A 20,326-nucleotide genomic window follows, 5' to 3' on the forward strand; every position below is an offset into this window, starting at 1 on the left:
TCTCCCGGAAGGACCATGGTCAGCGTCCCAGGACCTCGAACTCCTGGTACACGACCTCGCGGCCCTGCATCCCGACATGGCATCCCGACAGTTCCGGACCCGCCTTGCCAATCTGGATCATGCCGCTGCGCTGCACGCGACAAAGGTACAGCAGGCCTTCGTTTTCCCGCCCGGCCGGGACGGCGGAGGTCGGAAGAACGGGACTGGCCGTCGCACGGGCCCAGCGCGGCGCAGGAACCTCGAAGCGTGACACCACCAGCTCCCGTCCCTCGCTCGCGATGCTGCAACCGCCGGAATTGGCCCTGACCTTGCCCAGCCGGATGCCGTTCCGGTCGGCCGCGCGGCACACGTAGAGCGGTTCGCCTCCTTCGCTGCCGCCCACGATGGCATCCACGGGAAGGCTGCGCGCGCTGACTTCCGTCCAGGCGACCCAGGACGGCAGTTGCAGCACTTCGTAGGTTGCCACGCTGACCTCCTTTCCGCCGAAGCCGAAGACGCAGCCGCTGCCGCCAGGGCGTACCTCACCGACGTGGACGCCGGTCTGGTAGGAGGCGCGGCAGGGATAAAGACCGAGGCTGACGAAGCGGCCCCCGGTTGACGCGTCGATCGCCTGCCCGGCGCTGAGGGATTGTGCGGGGATGCTGCCGTTGGCCGCTTCCACCCAGGCCAGGCTGAGCACCTCGTAGGGCTTCACCTCCAGCTCGCGGCCATCATAGCCGATGTGGCAGGACGGAAAGTCGGACCTGATCCGGCCGATATGCACGCCATTGCCGATCCGGCCGCGGCAGGCGTAGAGCGGCACGTTGTTTTCCTGCCCCAGCGGCAGCATGTCGCGCATGGCGGCGGTGCGGTCGCGCTGCAGGTCGGCCGGCAACCAGCCATCCTGTTGCGCCCTTGCCAGGGCCGGGCCAGCCATCACGAGCAGCAGGGCCAGGCGCAGGGCGCGTGTCGGTATCGTCCGCCAAGCCCTGCGAAGCCCCCGCTGAGTTCCACCCTGTCGCGGTTCGCCGGCACGCCGCCGCTGCACCGGGATGAAGAAAGAAAAACAGTCCCTCACGCTTCCTCCTTGCCGCGGCGTTTCGTGATCATGACGCCTCAGGCTTAGTCCGTCCGGCGCGCGTTCCCGCTCCCGTGCGCCCTTTCACTGCTGCTGCGCCGCAGAACCTGCTTCCTGTCCCGGGAAGCGGCGTTTTGCTTCCGGGTGCCCCGGCGCGGAGGTGGTCCGACTTAGCCAGGAACCGATTGCACCCGGGTCGGCGCGCCGTTCTGGCGGCCGCGCAGGACTTCATCGATAGCGTGGCCGATGCGGTCGCAGGCGGTCAGGGGGGTCAGCTTCCCGATGCGTTCACGGCAGGCCCGGCGCATGGAGGCCAGCTGGTCCGGTCCGGCGCCGAACATGCGATCGAGCGCGGCATGGGCCGAGGCGGCGTCGCGCGGGTCGAAGACCCAGCCCGTTTCCCCTTCGCGCACCAACTCCTCCACGGCCTGGCTGTAGATGCTGCCGAGCACCGGCAGCCCGGCCGCCATGGCCTCGTTGACCACCAGTCCCCACTCGTCGCGCAGAGTGGGGAAGATCAGGGCGTCGCACTGGCGGTAGATGTCCGGCAGCGCGGCGTAGGGGAGGCTCCCGAAGAAGCGCTGCGACACGTTGGCGCCGAAGGGGAGCGCTTCCAGGCCCCGGCGCTTGTCGCCCTCGCCCACCCACCAGACCTCGAAGGCGCGCGACGGGTATGCCCGGGCGTGATCGAGCAGGTGCTGGCCGAACTCCGCGATGCCTTTGCGCCCGGACAGGTAGCCGACGTAGAGGAGGCGGGTGACCTCCGCCTCGGGGCGGACCCTTTCGCCTGCCGCGAACAGGTCCACCGCGACCGGCTGGTTGATGCGGAAGATGCGATCGTCGGGAATGCCGAAGCGTCGGATGTAGCGCGCCCCGCTCTCGCCGTTGGTGAGCACGCCGTCCGCCCGGGCGAGGATGACGCGGCGCAGCGCCTGCCGGGCGCGGCCCCAGTCGCGCTCGCTGTGTTCCGACAGCGTTGCCCAGATCAGCAGCGGCACGCGCGGATGCACCGCCGCGTAGGCCGCCGCCTGCAGGCTGCGCGCGCCGAGTTCACCCGAGATAACCACGTCCGGCCGGAAGCGGTACAGCTGGGCCAGCGTGTCGTAGGGCACGTGGATCTTCAAACGGTCCGAGAAGCCGAAGGAGTCCCGGTACGAACCGCGCAGGGTGAGGTTGCGCTGTACCACCACGTCCAGGCTGCCCCATTCCACCGCCCAGTCGCGGTCTTCCTCCATCGGCGTGGATACGAAGATGCGCAGGTCTCCGACCCGGTCGCGCACCGCTTCCAGCAGCGGCACCCTGTACGGCGCGATGAAGTTGGTCAGCATGGTGACGCGCATCGGGCGATCCTAGAGGAAGGAACGGCAGGCGCCGTCGCGTGGCGGCCAGTAGGGGACCGGTCCTGCATGGGGCGGCGTGGACGGTGCCGTGCCCGGATCAGGGCCGCTCACGCGCCGGCCCGTCCGCGGCGATAAAACGACAGGCGGCGTTGCAGCCGCGTGGTGCCCGCGAACTGCATGTAGCGCTGCAGGTCGATCTGCGACAGCAGCACGCCGGCGATGATGCCGCCCGCCTCCGCGATCTGCCGCAGCGCCGGCTGCACGGCCATGCGCCTGGTATCCATCCAGCGCACCAGCAGCACCGTCCGGTCGGCCAGCCGGCACAGGTTGCGGGTGTCCGACACCGCCAGCATCGGTGCGGAGTCCAGGATCACCAGGTCGAAGCGATCCGACAGGAACTGGATCAGGTTACGCATGTTGTTCGAGGCGAACAGGTCGGGCGAAGTACGCGCGCCCGATCCGACCGGCATGCACCAGGCCGGCGAGATGGCGTCGCGGCGCAGCACGTCCTGGGCCTCGGCATTGCCGGCGAGGTAGTCCACGAGGCCTGGTCCGCGCTCCGTCCCGAAGGCCTGGTGAACCGTTGGCCGCACCAGGTCGCAGTCCACCAGCACCACCTTCTTGCCGCAGCTCGCCATCAGCCGGGCCAGCGCCTGCGCGGTGGAGGATTTGCCTTCCCCCGGCAGGGCCGAGGCCATCAGCACGACCTTGGGCGGCCGTTCCTGGCCCGACAGCATCAGGCTGGTGTAGAGGCTGCGCATCGCCTCGCTGAACACCGAGGCCGGGTGCTCCAGGACGTAGGTCGCGGGGTTCTGCGAACTGCCGATGCTGCGCTTGAGGCGCGGCACCACGCCGAGCCCCGGAACCCCCAGGCTCTGCTCCACCTGATCCAGGGTGGTGAAGCCGCGGTCGAGGCTTTCCAGAACGAACACCAGCAGCGCCGCCAGGACGCAGCTGGCTACGAAGATGACCGGCAGGACGATGACCGGGTTCGGGAAAGACGGCTGCTCGGGGACCTCGGCATGCGACAGCACCTGCGCATCCGGCTGCTGCAGCCCGGCCTCGATATGGGTTTCCTTGGAGCGGGCGAGCAGGCGGTCGTACAGCGCCCGGTTCGCGTCGGCCTCGTGCTGCAGGGCGCGCAGTTCCACCGTGCCCTCGTTGCTGCGCGCCGCCTCGCGCTGCAGGTCGCCGAGGTTTGCCATGAGCAGCGCTTCCTGGGTCCGCGCGGTCAGCACCGCCCGGCGCAGCCCCGTTGCACGACCACCGTTGATGGTGCGCTCGGTTTCCACGCGGATGCGGTCCTGCACGTCGCGCAGCTGGTTGCGCGCCATCTCGTTGTCGAGGGTGCCCGGGCGGGTCGCCGAGGAGATCCGGGTCTGCAGCGCGCTTTCCTGTTCGCGCAGGCTGCGCAGCAGCGGCGTGTCCTGCACTTCCGAAAGGCTGACCCCGGCCGCCTGCAGACGTGCCTCGGCATCGGCGCGCTCGGCGCTGGCCCGTGCGAGCTGCGCGTTGGCGGCGGACATCTGCTCGTTGAGCAGGGTGCCGTTGACACCCTGGGTGATGCCCAGGGCACGGCGGTATTCTTCCACCGCGCGATCCGCGGTCACCATCCGCTCGCGCAGTTCGGCCACCCGGTCAGCGAGCCAGCGCTGCGCCTGCTCGGTGGCACGGACCTTGGCGCCCAGCTGTTCCGCGATGTAGGTGTCCACCAGGGTATTGGCGGCGGCGGCGGCGAGCGCGGGATCGGTGCTCTCGAAACCCAGCCGCAGCACGCGTGAGCGACCCTGCGGCGTCACCCAGAGCCGGCGGAGGAACTGGTCGATCGGCTCCGCCAGCGGGTCCCTGGGACGCTGGCTCGAGCCTGAAAGGGTAGCGATCGGCTCGTCGGGTTCCGCCTTGCGCCAGAACTGCGGCACCCAGGAGGGCAGCGCTTCTTCGAGCTGCAGCAGCCGGTCGGTGAGCGTTTCCTTGAGCTTGGCGAAGCGTCCGGGCTCCCGGAGGGCCGAGTTGAACTCGGGATTCCCGTCCAGGCCGAGGCGTTCCACCGCGCGGCGGATGATGTCGCGCGAGCGCAGGACCTGCACCTCGCTCTCGATCACGTCGCTCTCGCCCGACAGGCCGGCGATCACGGATTGCAGGTCGACGACGCGCGCCTGGCGCGGCCCGATCAGCAGCGAAGCCTCGGCCGTATAGCGGGGGGTCAGGCTCCGCACGGCCACGAAGGCCGTCACGTTCAGCAGCAGCAGCGTGCCCAGGATCAGCCAGCGACGCCGCAGGATCGTCTGGAAGGCCGTGCGCAGCGTCGCGGTGGCCCCATCCGTCTGAGGCAGATCCTCGGCAAGCCTGAGCTCGCCGCCATTGCGTGCAACCGTCATGATGCTGGACTGGCTCGTCACGCGGGTATCCCTCAGCACTGTATTGCCGGAATGCGGCGGTGCGACGCGTGGCCCGTCGTCGCTCACCGAGTGGTGAGCGAATACGACCACCCGCGCGGGATGCGATCAATCATCCTCTTCCTCTATGCCTGATCACGAGGGCCGTGCCGTTCTGCGTAGAATGGCTACTCCTTCCGGAGTACCGACGCTGCCGCGCCTGCCACTGGGCAACCACGCTGCCCCGTAAGCCGTTGCCGAGCCGTGATCCGCAGCCGAAACCTGTCGCGTTGCGGGAGTAATCGGCGCGACGCCGGGGCGCGGCGCGTGCATCGTGTCCGCCGCTTCAACCCGGATGCGTCGCACGAACACCGCGTATTCGCCACGGTTCTTTTGTCCGAGCGGCGACGGGCGATTCCGCGCTGGCCCGCGCCGTCCGGAATACTCCTTCAGACGGATCGAGCACGGCGCGCGCACCGTGCTAACGCCGTTGTCGGGACACGACCCTGACAGAGAACGAGAAACCCGAATGGCAGCACGAGCAACGCCGGGCTGGTCCCGGGATGTTCACGCCGGCAGATCGACCCGTCGACGGGGCATCTAGGCCATGGTCACGCAATCGGTGTCGCCGCTGAAGCTGGCCGGACAGCCGGTGACCGAGGAGATTGAGTCGGCGCTTCTCGTGGCCGCACAGCGGATCATGCCCAACCTAGACTTGCCCAACTTGGACTTGGCAGCAGGGACCGGCGACCGTCCGCGGCGGCGCGACGTCGCGCAGGTGACGCGCCTCGCCCCCGCGGGCTTCCTGCGGCTCGTGCTGCAGCGGCCGGAGCTCGTGGTGTGCGAAGACCTCGGGGCCGGAATGTTGCAGGCGTTGCTGTACCGGGCGATGCGGCGCCGGGTGCGCGTGGTGCTTTGGGCACGGCAGCTGCCTCCGCACGGGGCGTTGGGGCGCCTGCTGCTGCGCCGGGCGGATCTCGTGCTCGTCGCGGGCGAGGCGAATGCCGAGGGCGTGCGGCACCGGGCCAGGCACGAGGTGCGGGTGCTGGCGGTGGCCGAGCCGCTCGACCTCGAGCCGTTCGCGATGCTGCCGGAGCGCCGCTCCGGGGCCGCTGCGCACCGCGTGCTCTACGTGGGCGCGCTGACCCCGCGCGCGGGCGTGGCCGACTTCCTGGCCTTCGCCGCGGCCTGGGCCGAGCGCAACCGTGAGCGCAGGCTGGAACTGTGGTGGGCCGGGGATGGCGACCTGCGCGCCGTGCTCGACGCCCAGCCCCTGCCCCCGAACCTGGAGCAGTCCTTTCTCCCGGCCCCCACGCTGGAGGAGCTGCCGCAACTCCTCAGTGAGTGCGGGCTGCTGGCGGTTTCGGGTTCCTCGGAAGAACTGTTTGACACGGTGTTGCGGGCCATGGCGGGCGGGCTGCCCGTGATCGGCAATCTGCGCAGTCAGATGGTGCGAGAGGCTGTCGTGCCGGGCGAAACCGGCTGGACCTTCGACCCGCGGGCGCCCGGTAGCGCGGTTCTGGCGCTGGACGCGGCGCTGGCCGAGCCGGAAGCGGCGCTGGACCGCATGCGGGTGGCGGCCCGCGCACGGGCCCTGTCGCACAACGCCGATCGTGTGGCCGAGCGTATCGGTGAGACGGTGGCCTGGGTGCCGCGCGAACAAACGAGCGGAGCGTCGCCGTGATGCCTGGATCGTTGAAGCAGGCCGGCCGGACGCTGCTGTCGGTTCCCACAGGCGCGGAGCCGCTGGGGGCCTGGGTCGACGCCCAGGCCGATGCGCGCGCCGTGTCGCCGAGCACCGACCCGCTCAACTTCCTGGCAGGTGGGCTGATCGTGTCCGACGCCGCGGTGGTGTCGCTGACGGCCCTGTTCGCCTACATGCTGCGCCACGGTGCCGCGCCGCTGCCGCCCGACCTGCTCAGCACGGTGCTGCTGGCGGTGGCCCTGAACTTCAACCTGATGCAGCTTAACGGGGCCTATGGTCGCCACCTGCTGGACGGGCTCGGCCCACAGCTGTTGCGGGTCGCCAAGGCCTGGTCGCTGGTGATGGCCGCGCTGATCATCCTGGGCTACCTCACCAAGACCTCGGAAGAATACTCGCGCTTGTGGATGATCGGCTGGTTCCTGCTGGCACTGGCGGGCTGCAGCGCCATCCGTGCCCTGGCCCTGTCGCAGGTGGCGCGCTGGCGCTGGCGGGGACGGCTGGCGCGAACGGTGGCGGTGGTGGACCTGGCCGGCAACGGGGAGGAGTTCGCACGCCGGTTGCGTCAGCGCGGGCCCGACGAGGTGCAGCTGCTCGGCGTCTTCTCGCCGGAGCGGGTGGCGCGGCGCCGGAACAGCATCGAGGACCTGATCGGGCTGGCCCGTCTGTTCCGCATCGACGAGGTGATGCTGTTCGTGTCCGACACCAGCACCGTCAAGATCGACGCGATCGTGCGGCGGCTGGGCGCCATTCCCACCAACATCCGCCTTTGTCCCGCGCTGCCCGACCTGATCGCACCGCCACTGGGCCTGGACGTCGTGCTCGGCAGCCCCGTGGTCACGATCAGCCGCCGGCCCATGTCCGGCTGGAACCGGGTGGTGAAGCGGCTGGAGGACCTGGTACTGGGAAGCCTGCTGCTGGTGCTGGTGGCGCCGGTGATGCTGGCGGTGGCGGCCGCGGTCAAGCTCGACAGTCCGGGGCCGGCTTTGTTCCGCCAGCGGCGCCACGGCTTCAACAACAATGACATCACGGTGCTGAAGTTCCGCACCATGCGGCACCAGGCCGAGCCCGAGAGCGACGTGAAACAGGCCGAGCGCAACGACGCCCGCGTCACCCGGGTCGGGCAGGTTCTGCGGCGCACCAGCCTCGACGAGCTGCCGCAGCTGTTCAACGTGCTGCGCGGCGAGATGTCGCTGGTTGGTCCCAGGCCTCATGCCCTGTCGCACAACGACCACTACGCGAAGCTGATCGATGGCTATCTCGGGCGGCACCGCGTGCAACCTGGCATCACCGGCTGGGCGCAGGTCAACGGCTTCCGGGGCGAAACGGATACGGTCGACAAGATGAAGGCCCGTGTCGAGTACGACCTGGCCTATATCGACAACTGGTCAGTCCTGCTCGACCTCAAGATCCTCCTGCTGACCGTGGTCACCAGCGTCACCCACCGCGACGTCGCCTACTGATGCGGAGGGCGTTGGATAGGACGCCCGGTGCCGTGCCCGGCTCCTGCGAACCGGGCACGGCTGGGCCGGAGGGTTACCTGCTTACAGGTACCAGTGCTCCGTGGTCGGCTGCAGGCCGGTCGCCGACTGGTCGATCTGCGTGAACCCGACCGCCCCGGCGGCGGAGCCGGAGGCCAGGGCGTAGTTGCCGTTGGCGGCGTCCTGGAAGTGCGGGTCGGCCACGACCGCGCTGCTGTCCGGCCCGGTGTTGATCTGACCGCCCGCGGTGTTCCAGTACTCGTTGTGGCTGACGCCCATGTTGCCCGTGGCGTACACGTCGTAGGCCTGCTGCGAAGCCTTCGACGACGTGATCACGTTGCCCGACACGGCGATGTCGTGCAGGTCTCCCGACTGGATGTCGTGGAAGAAGATCGCCGAATTGGCATCGTTGCCAAGGTCGAAAACGTTGTTCGTCACGGCCACGTTGTGGCCGCCATGGATCTCGATCCCATGCGTGCCGACATCCCGGAGGACGTTGTCGGTGACGGTGACGCCGCTGGTATAGTCGTCCAGGTAGATGGCAACCGTGTGGGCGTCGCCGCCGGCCCCAGTCTTCTCCACGAGGTTGTTGCTGATCACCGTCTGGGTGTCGACGCCGCTGCGGCCCAGCACGTAGATAGCACCGCTGTCGTAAGGCGTGTTGGTGTTGGTGTTGCGGACGACGTTGTCCGTGATGACGTTGCCGACATTGATGGTCTGGTTGTCCCAGTTCTCGATGCCGATGCCCAGGCCGCCGATGTTCTCGACCAGGTTGTGGGAAATCGTGTTGTAGTTGACGCCGTGCATGAACATGCCGCCGCCCGTAGTGCCCGTGGAGGACACCCCATTGATCACATTGCTGTCGAAAAGATTGTGATCGCTGCCGTCCTTTACCTCGATACCGTCCCGGGCCGAGTTCTCGATCTGGTTTCCGGAGATGACGCTGGCATCGGCATTGACCATCTCGAGGCCACGGCCATTGTCGGTGAAGTGGTTGCCCAACACCGAGACCCCGCTGGTGTTGTTCAAGGCCACCGCGCCGCCGTCGCCACCATGGGAGAAGGTGAGGCCGCTCAGCGTGACGCCGCTCGCCCCATTGACCGAGATCAGCGAATCATGGCCGTTGCCGTTGAGCACGGCCGTCTGGCCTTCCACGGCCTTGATGGTCATCCCTGAATCCGCCTGACCCAGCGTCAGGGTCGAGGACAGGTTGTAGGTGCCTCCCTGTACGTAGGTGGTGTGGATGGCGCTGCCTTCCATCGCTGCCACGGCGCGAGCCAGGGATGCGAAGGGATGTGCCGCGCTCCCATCGGCGGCGTCGCTGCCGGTGGTCGAGACGAAGAAGGCGTTCGGGGCCGATGCGGAAGCGGCTGGTGCAAGGCTGGACACTGGATTGGAGGTCGAGCCACTTCCGAAGACGCTGGACGGCAGGTTGAACTCCGCAGTGCCGGCCCAGACCATGTCGCCCGTGCTCTGCAGATCGCCCGGCCCGCCCGTCGCGTGGTAGACCTCCCGCGCGTCCGTGGCCTGCACGGTGTTGCCGTTCACCGAGATGGATTGCAGCAGCAGGTTGCGGTCTTGCCCGTCAACGTAGGTATCGTTGTCGTAGACGACCTTGATGCTGTGCGCCTTGCTCGAGTCGAGCGACGCATCGAAGTCATAGGACTGCTGATTGGTACCGACTGTTGCGTCGCCGACCTGCACATCATCTACCAGCAATCGGAAATGCGCGCCCACTCCCTGGGCCAAAGTCGCTGATGCGTTGACAGAAATCTCGTACGTCGTCAGGGCGTTGGCCATGACCTCTCCTTAGTAGGCTGTTGCGTCTCGCCGTGTCGAGGAACGATGGGCAGCCGGAGCGGCGCCGACACGGAGGTTGCGAGAACGATCTGCGCGAGGAAGCGCAGCGGCGGGTTTATGGCACTGCCACCAACAGCCAGGTAGTGACTGTATTCAATCGAACAACCTTGGCGGGTACAACTTAGCTTAACATATCGCTTAGGTAATTAAAATCTGGGAGAGGAGAGCTCCCTGTGGCCGTGATCCGCAGGCGCGTTGATGGCCAGCCTCAGGGCCCCGTCGGGCAGCCTTGCCGCAGATAGCGCAGTTCCGGGGGTGTCAATTCCTCCCCCAGTTGTGCGCGCTGCGCGATAAGCAGGCAGCGCCCGCCGCCCGTGGCCCGCAGTGCACGCGGTACAGCAGGCACCGGCTTGTCACGTGGAGCAACGCGGGCGGGTGAGACGGGAGCGGCTGCTGGAGGTGACACGATGTCCGCCCGGCCACGCGGCGGGGCCGTGCCCGACCAGGATGGAGCCGGCGGCTCAACAGCCGCGGGAGCAGCTGGAACCGCAACAACGCCGGAGGTCTTGGCTTGCGCTTCATCGCCCGCGGGCCTCTGCAGGACCTCCTGCCCGGATGGGTCGGGCACCGCGATCTGCGTGCGCGCCTGAGCATCCGCGGGGTAGGACGGGATTGCCGGTTCCGCTCCGGCCAGCGGCATGTCGCCAGGAACAGAGATCCCGGGCACACCACCCTGCCGGCCTTCCTCCGTCCCATCCGGTTCCACCGTGTTTCCGGGCAAAGCGGCGGCTTGCACGTCCGTCCCGTCGGACCACTCGTGGGACATCCGGGCCGTGATCTGCGCCGCCTCGGCGAGGTTCTTCTCGGACCGGCGACGGGCAGCGGAGGCGAGCTGCTCCAGGGCTGCATCGCGCTCCCGGCTTAAGGTCTCGAAGCGCCCCATCATGGCCGCGCCGCGCGCCCGACCGGCCGCGTCGCCGCTTCCCGTGCTGGCCACGACCTCGGCCATCGTTTTGTCCATGTCGCTGCCGAGTTGCTCAACGCGTGCGGCAAGAACTTCGGGATCGTCGTCATCCGATGACGGCACCGCGGCACGGGCCGGCGATCGTGGCAGCGTCGCGGGAGGGGGATCGGTGATGGCGTTGCGTGGCAAAGGTGGAACAAAGGCCTGCTCGATGGGACCCGCCAGCATCAGCAGGCCGAGAACCAGTGCTGCGCCGGTCAGCATGCCGAGCAGGAAGCGCATGCTCCTCCTTCGTCCCGGCCGAGCACCCGATCGGTGCCGCCGCGTCCGGTTTCGCTGCGACGGTTCCACGCCGCTGAACACCATGTCGCGCCCACGCTGGTGCTGAACAAGCGATTTGCGCCGAGCAAATGGTATTACTTACTCGGCGTCCTTGCCGCGTTTCCCGCCACCGACCAAAAGTCTGGCCGCGACGCCGTTCGGGCAGTCCACCAATACCGATACTGGCGAAGCGGCCCGTTGGCACCACCGCGTCGTCGCAACGGACCGGGAAGCCAGCACCACCAGGCTTCCATCGCCGGAAACCTGGCAGGGGAGCGGACTGCGCCATGCAGAGCGGCATAGAAGCGTCATGCTGATGGTCATGACGAGACGCACGGGACGATCGGGCGCGACCTGGGCTTCGGTGCATCGTCCGGAGGTTGGGCTGGAGGTCGGGACCGAGGCGGACCTCCTTATGCTGTCCACGCAACCCTACGTGCTGTTGCGGAGCCTGCAGGAACTGTGGCGCGTGCCCGTGCCCGCTTTCCACCAGCCGGACATGATGGACCATGGCACGGAACCCGCTGCGCTGCGTGCCGCCATCGCCGGCCAGTTGTGGGAGAATGACTGGGAGGAGGCCGCTGTGCTGGCGAGACGGGCGGCGTGCATCTCGTTTCTTCACTCTGCCTGCACGCGGGGGCGGCACCGTGCCAAGCCGTGCTGAGGCTGTTCGTAGCCTCCTCGTCCTGTTCTGGACCGCCGCCGTTCCGATCATGGTCACCGCGGCGGGCGCGGCAGAGGCGCCCGCCGAAGCCCCACCGGCTTCGGTGACAAGTCTGACGGCCTTCCACGTTTCCCCCGATGGCGACGACGCGGCCGAGGGCAGCGCGGCGCATCCCTTCGCGACGCTCAACCGTGCTGCGGAAGCGCTCCGGGGCAGTCCTGTCCGGGTCGTCTACGTCGCGGCGGGAACCTATCGCCCCACGGTTTCGCTTCGCCTCGGGCGGGAGCATTCCGGGGTGGCCATCCTGGCGGCCCCGGAACAGCGACCCGTGATCGAGGGTGCGTGCCTTGGCGAGAACAGCCTGATCCTCCTGGATGGCGCCGATGGCGTGACCATCGCGGGCTTCCACTTCGTGGACTCGTCGGCCGAGGGCAGCCTGCGCCTGCGCCATGCCAATCGCAACCGGGTCTTGGCAAACCGTTTCAGCCGCACCGGCACCGCCATCGTGCTTGATGCTTCGAGCCGGAACACCGTGTCCGGCAACTGGATCGAGCGTTCCGCGCAGAGCGCGATCGAGGCCAAGGACGGCAGCGATCAGAACCTGTTCGACAGCAACAGGGTGGACGGCACCGGAGCGCCTGAAACGACGGGAGGAGGATTTTTCCTGCACGGCGTCAACAACAACCGGGTGGCGCACAACCTAGTCGAGAACACGCGCGGCATGGGCATCGGCGTGCTCAGCTGGGACGCAGCCACCACGAACATCGGCAACGTGATCGCTTATAACGTCGTCCGCAGAGCCAACCAGGACGCCGTGGACAGCGGGGCGATCTACATGCTCGGGCGCAGCCAGGTGGACACGCGAGCCAGGATCGAGGGCAACCTGGTGGATGGGGCGGGCAGGCCGGATCAACACACCATCGGCATTTATCTCGACGACTCAACCAGCGGCGTGGACGTCTTGGGCAATGTTGTGCGCGACACCGGTCGTCACGCCGTCCAGATCCACGGCGGGGACGATAACCTCGTGACGAGTAATCTGCTTGACCTGGGAAGCAGTAATGCCTCCGCCGTGCTGTTCCAGGCTGCTCCCGCGGATACCGCCCCGGCGAACACGATGCGAAACAACGTCGTGTCCGGCAACATCATCTATTCCGCCAGCGCAGCGCCCGTATCGTTCGACTGGATTGACGGCGGCGTTCCGGACATCCATGGCAACCTTTACGTCAACCCTTACGGTGCGTTTACGTCGTACGGTCCCACCAGTGACACCAACCCCCTGTCCGGGGACCCAGGCTTTGCCGATCCGGGCGCTGGCGATTACTCCATGAGAGAACGGTCGACGGCCGCACTGATCGGCTTCCGTGGCCTTGACCTGGCTCTGGTAGGGCCGAGGCGTGATGCTGCCTGGTGGTCCGGGGTTCAGGAAAGCATGCAGCCGGCGGCCGATGTCGCGGGGAGACAGTGTGGCTGAGCCTTTGGGTTCGGTTTCCCGCGGGTGGTGGCACGAAGCATGGTGGCGGGGCTGGTGGAAAGTCGCCCTGAGGATCGCCGTTGTCAGTCGTTCCCGTGATCCTGCACCAGCGCCGCAGGGGAGGGCAGTTCCATCGCGGCGCCCTGGCTCAATCCCCAAACGGCTGCCTGGGTCCGGTTGGTAACCTGGATCTTCCTCAGCAGCGACTTGACGTGGACCTTGACGGTGGCCTCAGCGATGTCGAGCTTGCGGGCCACCGCCTTGTTGGACAGGCCATCGATCAGGCATTGCAGAATTTCCCGTTCGCGGTCGGACAAGGGACCCGTGCGGTGCTGCCGGGGAGCGGGCGGGTTGTTTGGCAGGAGCAGGCCGGACGGTGGGAGGGTCGCGGTGATGACGTCCGGATGCTCGCCCGATCCCGGACGGTCGGCATGGGTGCCGTTCGCCACATCCTCCATCATGGACAGCACGATCGAAGCTGGCAGCAGCAACTGGCCCAACATGACGAACTGCAGCGATTTCTGGAGCATGTCCCCGGAGATCTCACGCGACAACACGGCATGGGCGCCAGCCCGGACCGCCTGTTTCACGATGCTTGAGCGCACGACGTCGCCGAGGATGACCAGCTTGGTTTCCGGAAACCGGAGCTGCAACTCGCGAAGCTGAGACAACTCATCATCAGCCTCGTGTTGTAGCTGCAGATTGAGAAGTGCCAGATCAGGTGTCACGTCCGAAGCGAGCATCCCGATCGCTTCCGAAGCATTTCTTCCGTCCGCAACCAGTATTGCTGGAGACCTGCGAACGAGCTGGTGCAGTCCCTCACGCATGAGGCGATCCCGGCCGACAATCATAATCTTATACAATTTCACCTCCGTAAAGTTCATCCCCATGTTCTTCTTGGGCACAGAAGTGCTGTATCAAAATCAGAGCATGGGGCATGACGGATGCAAATGCGGTGGGATGGCCTACAAAAGGTAAGTTGCCTCACCAACGGGATCACTTCAACGTTTTTCTACATTTTACCACGGGTCACAAAACTATAATTGCAGATAATGCAAAAAATGATCGTTCTGGTGTAAAGACGTCGTTCCGTACCGGTGACGTTACTTCAACCGGCAGATGTAAGATGGATCGAGGGTTCCGCCGCGGATGATCCGCTGGCCGGGTAATCATCTGATTCGGGAGCCGATCCTCTGAGCAGCTCCGCAGCCTGCTGCTGGCGTCCATGGATTGGGTTGGAGGCCGCCAGATCCTGGCTTCCCGTCTGCGCCAGCGCGTCTGGTGACGCTGCAAGGCCGGGAACGCCCACTCTTCCTCAATCAAATCGGGTTTGCCAAAGGCTAAGCTGTCGCGATGGCCGGTGTCTCGGGAGCGAGCGGCTGATCGCTGCGGCACGTACAGCCTGCGGGGCCACGGCCTATCGCGGGCCTACGCGACTCTGGCCCGGTCGTGACACTTCTGCCGGAGGCATTTGCGCGGCGAGGCGGCAGTTTCCCCGCACGCTGGTGATGCATGAGCGGCGGGTGGCGATCATGCGCGGTGAACGGCCTCACCCTTCCGAACTAACCCTCCTGTTCCCTGCCCTCCACGTACCGCGCCGCTAGAGTGGCCTTGGATAGGCGGTTTCCCGGAAGGCAGCGATGACGGCGTCCTCGATACAGCAGATGGACGTCACGAAGCACGCAAGGGACACTTCCGCGTTGGAAGCCGGGTTCAGCCCGGATCATGGACAGGCACGCCCTGCCCACGCGGCCGCGGCAACACGAACCACCCTGCGCCTGTTGATCGCAGCCCACTTCGTTTACGCGGGCCGCGTGGGCGGGGCGGAGCACATGCTCTACAATCTGCTGCGCGGCCTCAGTCGCGAGTGCAGCGACGTGACCGTGCTCTGCGCATCCGAACGCAACATGGACCCGGCGGCCGTGGAACAGCTGCGCCGCCACCCCTCGCTGCGGATTCGGGAAAGCGGTGGCGGTGGGCCGCGCTTCCTGGCCGAGCAGCGCGCCTGCCTGGATCCGTCGGTCGCCGGTGATGCCATCCTGTTCCCGAACTACTTCGTGCCACCGATCACGCCCCGGCGCCTTGGCCGGATCGTGACAGTGTTGCACGACATGCAGTACCGCCACTTCCCCGCCAACTTCTCGGCGAAGAAGCGCGCCTGGCTCCGGGCAGCGCAGAACCTGGCGGTGCTGAAGGCCGACCGTGTCGTCGTCATCTCCAATTTCGTGCGCGATGACGCCCTGCGCGTCTTCGGCAAGCGCGTGGAGCGGAAGCTTTCGGTGATCCCCAACCCCATCGACTGGAGCCGTTTCGCGGGTCACGATGGGGACCGCACACCGGTTGACCGTCCCTATGTCCTGTCGGTGGCCGCGCAATACCCGCACAAGAACCTTGAGGTGCTGGTGCGGGCCTTCGCCCGGGTGGCGGAGCGGAACCGTGATCCGCTGCTCGTGCTCTGCGGGCAGGATTATGGCGGCCTGCGCGGCGTTGCGGGGGCACGCACCGGCCTGCGGCCGCTCATCGAATCCCTGGGCATCCAGGATCGCGTCCGTCTCACCGGCTACGTGGATGACGCGACGCTGGGACACTACTACCGTCATGCAACCGCCTTCGCCTTTCCATCCGTGTTCGAGGGATTCGGCATGCCGGCGGTCGAGGCGCTCGGGATGGGTTTGCCGACCCTGACGACACGGGAAACCGCGCTGCCGGAAACGACCATGGGCGTGGCGCAGTACCTTGATGATCCCTTCAGCGTCGCCGAATGGGCGAGCCGGCTGGAGGTGATGCTCCGCAGTCCGGAGCAGTTCCGGCCCACGGACGAACAGGTGGTCCGGTTGCAGGAGCGCTACCGGGTGGACCGCATCGCCCGGGCCTATGCGCAGGTCTGCGCGCACTGACCTCTGGGCGGCTGCCGCGGCGCCAAGCGCCCCGAGAAGTTTTCACTCCGCCGTCCTGAACCGCCTGGAGGATCAATCTCGGCGGCACGGCGTCGCGATCAGCCACTCCGCGCCGTGGGTGTACCACCATGGGAGTAAGGACCCGCGATAACCTCACCCGCGACCCGGTTTCTAATCCTGAAGACGGTATCCCCCGATGCGCCTTCGCGCGTCATCGCCCCACCGGAACATCCTGAACCGCCTGCTCCGGGAGAAGTCCCGGTCGGGGACGCTACGGTGCACGACCAGGGGAAGCAGCTGATGACGAACGACACGATCGCCCGGGCGATCGCTACCACCGGTGCGCAGGCCGGAACCGTGCTGGTCACCGGCGCGGGCGGCTTCATCGGGGGCCACCTCGCAGCCGACCTCCGCCGCTCTGGCTTCACGGTGCGGGCGGTCGACCGCAAGCCGCTGGAAGAATGGTACCAGGTCTCCGACGGCGTCGAGAGCTGGCAGGGGGACCTGTCAAAGGAAGCGGAGTGCCACAAGGCTGTCCGCGGCATGTCCGCGGTCTACAACCTCGCGGCCGACATGGGCGGCATGGGCTTCATCGAGACCCACAAGGCCGACTGCATGCTGTCGGTGCTCATCAACACGCACATGCTCCAGGCCGCGCGCGAGGCCGGTGTGGAACGCTACTTCTTCAGCTCGTCTGCCTGCGTCTACGCCGCCGACCGGCAGGTGTCGGAGGACGTGGTGCCGCTTCGCGAGGAGGACGCCTATCCCGCGATGCCCGAGGACGGGTACGGCTGGGAGAAGCTGTTCAGCGAGCGCATGTGCCGCCACTTCACCGAAGACTACGGCATGATCACCCGCGTCGCGCGCTACCACAACGTGTACGGGCCGAACGGCACCTACGAGGGCGGGCGGGAAAAGGCGCCCGCGGCGATCTGCCGCAAGGTGATCGAGGCCAAGCTTTCCGGCGACCACTCCATCGAGATCTGGGGTGACGGTCACCAGACCCGGAGCTTCATGTACATCGACGATTGCGTCCAGGGCACGCGGATGCTGATGGACAGCAAGGTCGAGCAGCCGATCAACATCGGCAGTGCCGAGCTGGTTTCCATCAACGGGCTGGTGGACATCGTCGAGGACATCGCGGGGATCCGGCTGCAGCGGCACTACAAGCTGGACGCGCCCAAGGGCGTGCGTGGCCGCAACAGCGACAACACGATGATCCTCGCCGAACTGGGTTGGGAACCGTCGATCTCGCTGCGCGCGGGATTGGAGAAGACCTACCAGTGGATCCACGACAGCATGGTCGGTCAGGGCGCTCGCGCCCGCGTGGCTGCCTGAGCCGGTTCGGCCCGACCCGACCTGCCTGGTCGGGCCGACAACGCGCAAACAACCCGGAGACGAAGCATTGATAGCGCGGGAAAACGTGCTCGGCGTCGCGGTCAGCGCCGTGAACATGGACCTCGCCGTCCGTACCATCGGCAGGTGGATTGACCAGGGCGAACGGCACTACGTCTGCGTGACCGGCGTGCACGGGGTGATGGAAGCGCAGCGCTCGCCAGAGCTGATGCACATCCACAACCGGGCGGGCATGGTGACGCCCGACGGCATGCCGCTGGCGTGGCTGCTCTGGCTCGGCGGGCATGCTGGCAGCGACCGGGTCTGCGGCCCCGAACTGATGCCCGCCCTCTTCAGGGCGTCGCAGGCGCGCGGCGACCGGCATTTCCTGTACGGGGCTTCGCCGGCCACCCTGGCCCTCCTGCAGGAGCGTCTCCTGCAGATGGCGCCGGAGGCCAGGATTGTTGGCGCCTACTCGCCGCCCTTCCGGCCGCTGACGCCCGATGAGGACGATGCGGTGGTGGAGGCCATCAACGCCAGCGGCGCCGATATCGTGTGGGTCGGCCTCAGCACTCCGAAGCAGGAGTACTGGATGGCGTCCCACCGGGATCGTCTTTCGGCCGCGGTTCTGATCGGCGTCGGCGCCGCCTTCGACATGCATGCCGGCCTGGTCACCCGGGCGCCACCCTTTCTGCGCCGCACGGGCCTCGAGTGGACCTACCGGCTGGTGAAGGAGCCGCGCCGGCTCTGGAAACGCTACCTGAGCAGCAACCCGCGCTTCGTGGCGCTGGTGGCGTGTCAGAAGCTGGGCTTCGTGCGCCGGGCATCCCCTTAGGCGCAGCAACGCGCACGAACTCTGTCCTCCTGGCCCAGGGTCAGGGCGGCAAACGTGCAGCGCATCCTCAGGGACGCCGGCACCGAGGCCGTCCAGGCGCTCTGCGACGCCTGGAGCGGGAACGGCATCGTCAGCCCGCCCCACATCGTCGGGCGGCCAAGCGGCCGCTGAAGGATAAGCACTTCCTGACCACACCCGTGCGCCGCCGGGCATTCGCGATCCCGGCGGCGACAGCAGGGCCGGCCCTGCGGACCTCGCAGGACCTGACCTTGCTTTCCTTCAGTTCGACGGCGCGGTGGTCAGCTCCCAGTGATCGGGGCTCGACAGCACGAGGGCGCGCAGGTCGGCCGGGGCGTGTGCACCCTCGACCTGCTTGCGGCCGAGCACGGCGGCAGTGGCGAAGGCCACCATGCGCTCCCCCGCGAAGCGCATGTTGTCGGCGTTCTGCGTGTTCAGCACGTGCGGGCCGCGGAACACCGCGATCTCCTTGGGCTCCGGCGCGCGGCGCCAGGCGGTGAGCGAGCCTTCCAACCCTTCCACGTAGTCCCAGGTGCCCTTGATGATCAGCAGCCCCGGCCACTTCGCGATGCCGGCATAAACCTCGCTGTCCGGGTAGTAGGTGGTGTTGCGCTCCACACGCAGCGCCGCCTCGATCATGTCGTGCCCGGCCGGGCGCCAGCCGAGGCCACCCGAATTCGGCCCGTAGAGGATCGCACCGCGGATGTTTGTCCAGCCGCGCGGCGGCTTGCAGGCGGCGTCGGGCTGGTCGCGGTCGCAATCGGCCACGAAGTTCTGCTGCATCGCCCAGGCCGTGGCGTAGGAACCGCGCGAGTAGCCGCCGATCACCACCGGGATTTCCCGCGCCTTCTGCCCGGCGAGCAGGCGCCCGGCGGCGGCGCGCCCCTCGAGCAGCTCGCCCGCGGGGGTGAGGAGGCGCAGGCCCTCGCCGGTTTCCAGCTGTTCCAACTCCCGGAACATGTCGCGTGCCTGCTCGGCCGTGTTGAAGCCGTTGCGGCCGCCGGAGATGCCGTTGCCGCGGCGGTCGGTGACCAGCACGTCGAAGCCCGCGGCGTTCAAGGCCTGGAGGAAGCCGCGCCAGTGGCGCATTCCGGGCTGTTCGCCCGCGCCGTTGTCGGAAGCGTCGACCACGTAGCGCCCCTGCGCGTCGCGCGAGATGCCGTCATGCGCCGGATCGTCGGTGGCCGTCAGCTCGCTGCCGCCGCCGTTGTTCAGGATCACCAGCGCCCGGCGCTTGCCCCCCGCGCCGTCGTCGATGCCGCTGCCTTCCATGTACCAGCCGCGCAGGTGGATGGAGTCCGTCAGCTTGAGGTGGAGGCGCTCGTAGCTGTCGCGCGGCACGGTGAACTCCACCGTCGTGGTGCGCGGCTCCGCCGCCGCGATCGGCTCGCTGAAGGGCGCGCGGGCGAAGAAGCCGGGACGGCGCACCGCGCGCAGGTCCACCGCGCCGTCCGGGTCGATGCGGCCCTCGGGCTGGACGCTGCCGGTGCGGCGGGGCTCATAGGCGGTGAAGCCTTGCGCTCCCTTGCGGGCAGGATCGGCGCAGGCGGGGTTCTCGCGGCAGGTGGCCCAGCGCTCGCGGATCTTCGCGTCGGTGAACTCCTCGGCGTAGAAGTCGGCCCCGGCGTAGTTCCCGGGCACCAGCTGGTAGGTCGCGGTGAAAGGAATACAGGGCGCCTTGCCGTCCGGCAGGGCCGCGTAGCCCACCAGTTCGGCGTTGCGGTCGTAGTTGACGTGGATGCGGCAGTCCGGTGCCGGCGTCCCAGGGTTCACCGCGGGCTGCTGGTTCGCGCCGGCTGACGGGGCTGCGGCCTGGCCCCAGGCGGTGGAGGCAAGTGCCAGCGCCAGGGCGGGCAGCGTGGCGAACAGGGCTGATCGAAGGGTGAACCGCACGGCGTTCCTCGGAATGCTTTCTTTTGACCGGAAAACCGTTCCTGCCACCTTCTGCCTGGACAGCAGCGGCCGGATGTTTCCGGTCCGCCGAGCGAACCACCGGCCATGGCATGATGCAAGTTTCCGGCGGGACCCTGCCGGCCGCCGGCCGTTCCTGCCAGGCGCAGCCG

The 20,326-nt window shown here is 67.7% G+C and carries 14 protein-coding genes; 7 read left to right on the plus strand and 7 right to left on the minus strand.

Annotated features, from left to right (window positions below; translation table 11 throughout):
- Window positions 1–19: 19 nt before the first annotated feature.
- The 3 genes from ACFFGY_RS00085 to ACFFGY_RS00095 form a co-directional block, all read right to left on the minus strand.
- On the minus strand, window positions 20–874 hold the full coding sequence (locus ACFFGY_RS00085; RefSeq protein WP_377042296.1) for a DM9 repeat-containing protein: 855 nt from the start codon (window positions 872–874) through the stop codon (window positions 20–22).
- Window positions 875–1,227: 353 nt separating this feature from the next.
- A complete protein-coding gene (locus tag ACFFGY_RS00090) occupies window positions 1,228–2,397 on the minus strand; it encodes a glycosyltransferase family 4 protein (protein ID WP_377042297.1) in 1,170 nt (389 codons plus the stop codon).
- 107 nt (window positions 2,398–2,504) lie between these two features.
- Entirely contained in the window at window positions 2,505–4,796 is a 2,292-nt protein-coding gene (locus ACFFGY_RS00095; protein WP_377042298.1) for a GumC family protein, read from the minus strand.
- A 583-nt stretch (window positions 4,797–5,379) separates the two neighbouring features.
- Between ACFFGY_RS00095 and ACFFGY_RS00100 the strand changes: the two genes are divergently transcribed.
- Entirely contained in the window at window positions 5,380–6,456 is a 1,077-nt protein-coding gene (locus ACFFGY_RS00100; RefSeq protein ID WP_377042299.1) for a glycosyltransferase, read from the plus strand.
- Window positions 6,456–7,937 carry an undecaprenyl-phosphate glucose phosphotransferase gene (locus tag ACFFGY_RS00105; protein ID WP_377042300.1) on the plus strand — a complete coding sequence of 494 codons (1,482 nt, stop codon included), beginning with the start codon at window positions 6,456–6,458 and terminating at the stop codon, window positions 7,935–7,937. Before ACFFGY_RS00100 ends, ACFFGY_RS00105 begins: the two co-directional genes overlap by 1 nt.
- A gap of 81 nt (window positions 7,938–8,018) precedes the next feature.
- Here the strand turns inward: ACFFGY_RS00105 and ACFFGY_RS00110 are convergent, their stop codons facing one another.
- Window positions 8,019–9,755: a right-handed parallel beta-helix repeat-containing protein gene (locus tag ACFFGY_RS00110; protein WP_377042301.1), complete on the minus strand. Its 1,737-nt coding sequence runs from the start codon at window positions 9,753–9,755 to the stop codon at window positions 8,019–8,021.
- Window positions 9,756–10,023: 268 nt separating this feature from the next.
- Entirely contained in the window at window positions 10,024–11,001 is a 978-nt protein-coding gene (locus ACFFGY_RS00115) for a hypothetical protein (protein WP_377042302.1), read from the minus strand.
- Window positions 11,002–11,350: 349 nt separating this feature from the next.
- On the opposite strand from ACFFGY_RS00115, the gene ACFFGY_RS00120 reads away from it, so the two are divergent.
- Together ACFFGY_RS00120 and ACFFGY_RS00125 are read left to right on the plus strand one after the other, a co-directional pair.
- A complete protein-coding gene (locus tag ACFFGY_RS00120) occupies window positions 11,351–11,704 on the plus strand; it encodes a hypothetical protein (RefSeq protein ID WP_377042303.1) in 354 nt (117 codons plus the stop codon).
- Complete coding sequence (locus ACFFGY_RS00125) at window positions 11,688–13,178, plus strand: right-handed parallel beta-helix repeat-containing protein (RefSeq protein ID WP_377042305.1); 1,491 nt, start codon at window positions 11,688–11,690, stop codon at window positions 13,176–13,178. Before ACFFGY_RS00120 ends, ACFFGY_RS00125 begins: the two co-directional genes overlap by 17 nt.
- Window positions 13,179–13,261: 83 nt before the next feature.
- On the opposite strand, the gene ACFFGY_RS00130 is transcribed toward ACFFGY_RS00125, so the two are convergent.
- Window positions 13,262–14,083 (minus strand): LuxR C-terminal-related transcriptional regulator, encoded by an 822-nt coding sequence (locus tag ACFFGY_RS00130; protein WP_377042307.1) that lies wholly within the window; start codon window positions 14,081–14,083, stop codon window positions 13,262–13,264.
- 735 nt (window positions 14,084–14,818) lie between these two features.
- On the opposite strand from ACFFGY_RS00130, the gene ACFFGY_RS00135 reads away from it, so the two are divergent.
- The 3 genes from ACFFGY_RS00135 to ACFFGY_RS00145 all read left to right on the plus strand — a co-directional run bounded on the left by ACFFGY_RS00135 (window position 14,819) and on the right by ACFFGY_RS00145 (window position 18,245).
- On the plus strand, window positions 14,819–16,075 hold the full coding sequence (locus ACFFGY_RS00135) for a glycosyltransferase family 4 protein (RefSeq protein WP_377042308.1): 1,257 nt from the start codon (window positions 14,819–14,821) through the stop codon (window positions 16,073–16,075).
- A gap of 300 nt (window positions 16,076–16,375) precedes the next feature.
- Entirely contained in the window at window positions 16,376–17,413 is a 1,038-nt protein-coding gene (locus ACFFGY_RS00140; protein WP_377042309.1) for an NAD-dependent epimerase/dehydratase family protein, read from the plus strand.
- 67 nt (window positions 17,414–17,480) lie between these two features.
- Window positions 17,481–18,245 carry a WecB/TagA/CpsF family glycosyltransferase gene (locus tag ACFFGY_RS00145; RefSeq protein WP_377042310.1) on the plus strand — a complete coding sequence of 255 codons (765 nt, stop codon included), beginning with the start codon at window positions 17,481–17,483 and terminating at the stop codon, window positions 18,243–18,245.
- 279 nt (window positions 18,246–18,524) lie between these two features.
- Here the strand turns inward: ACFFGY_RS00145 and ACFFGY_RS00150 are convergent, their stop codons facing one another.
- Window positions 18,525–20,156: an alpha/beta fold hydrolase gene (locus ACFFGY_RS00150; RefSeq protein ID WP_377042311.1), complete on the minus strand. Its 1,632-nt coding sequence runs from the start codon at window positions 20,154–20,156 to the stop codon at window positions 18,525–18,527.
- Window positions 20,157–20,326 lie beyond the last annotated feature (170 nt).

Origin of the sequence: Roseomonas elaeocarpi (genome assembly GCF_042433915.1) — a bacterium.
GTDB classification, from domain to species: Bacteria; Pseudomonadota; Alphaproteobacteria; order Acetobacterales; family Acetobacteraceae; genus Roseomonas; species Roseomonas elaeocarpi.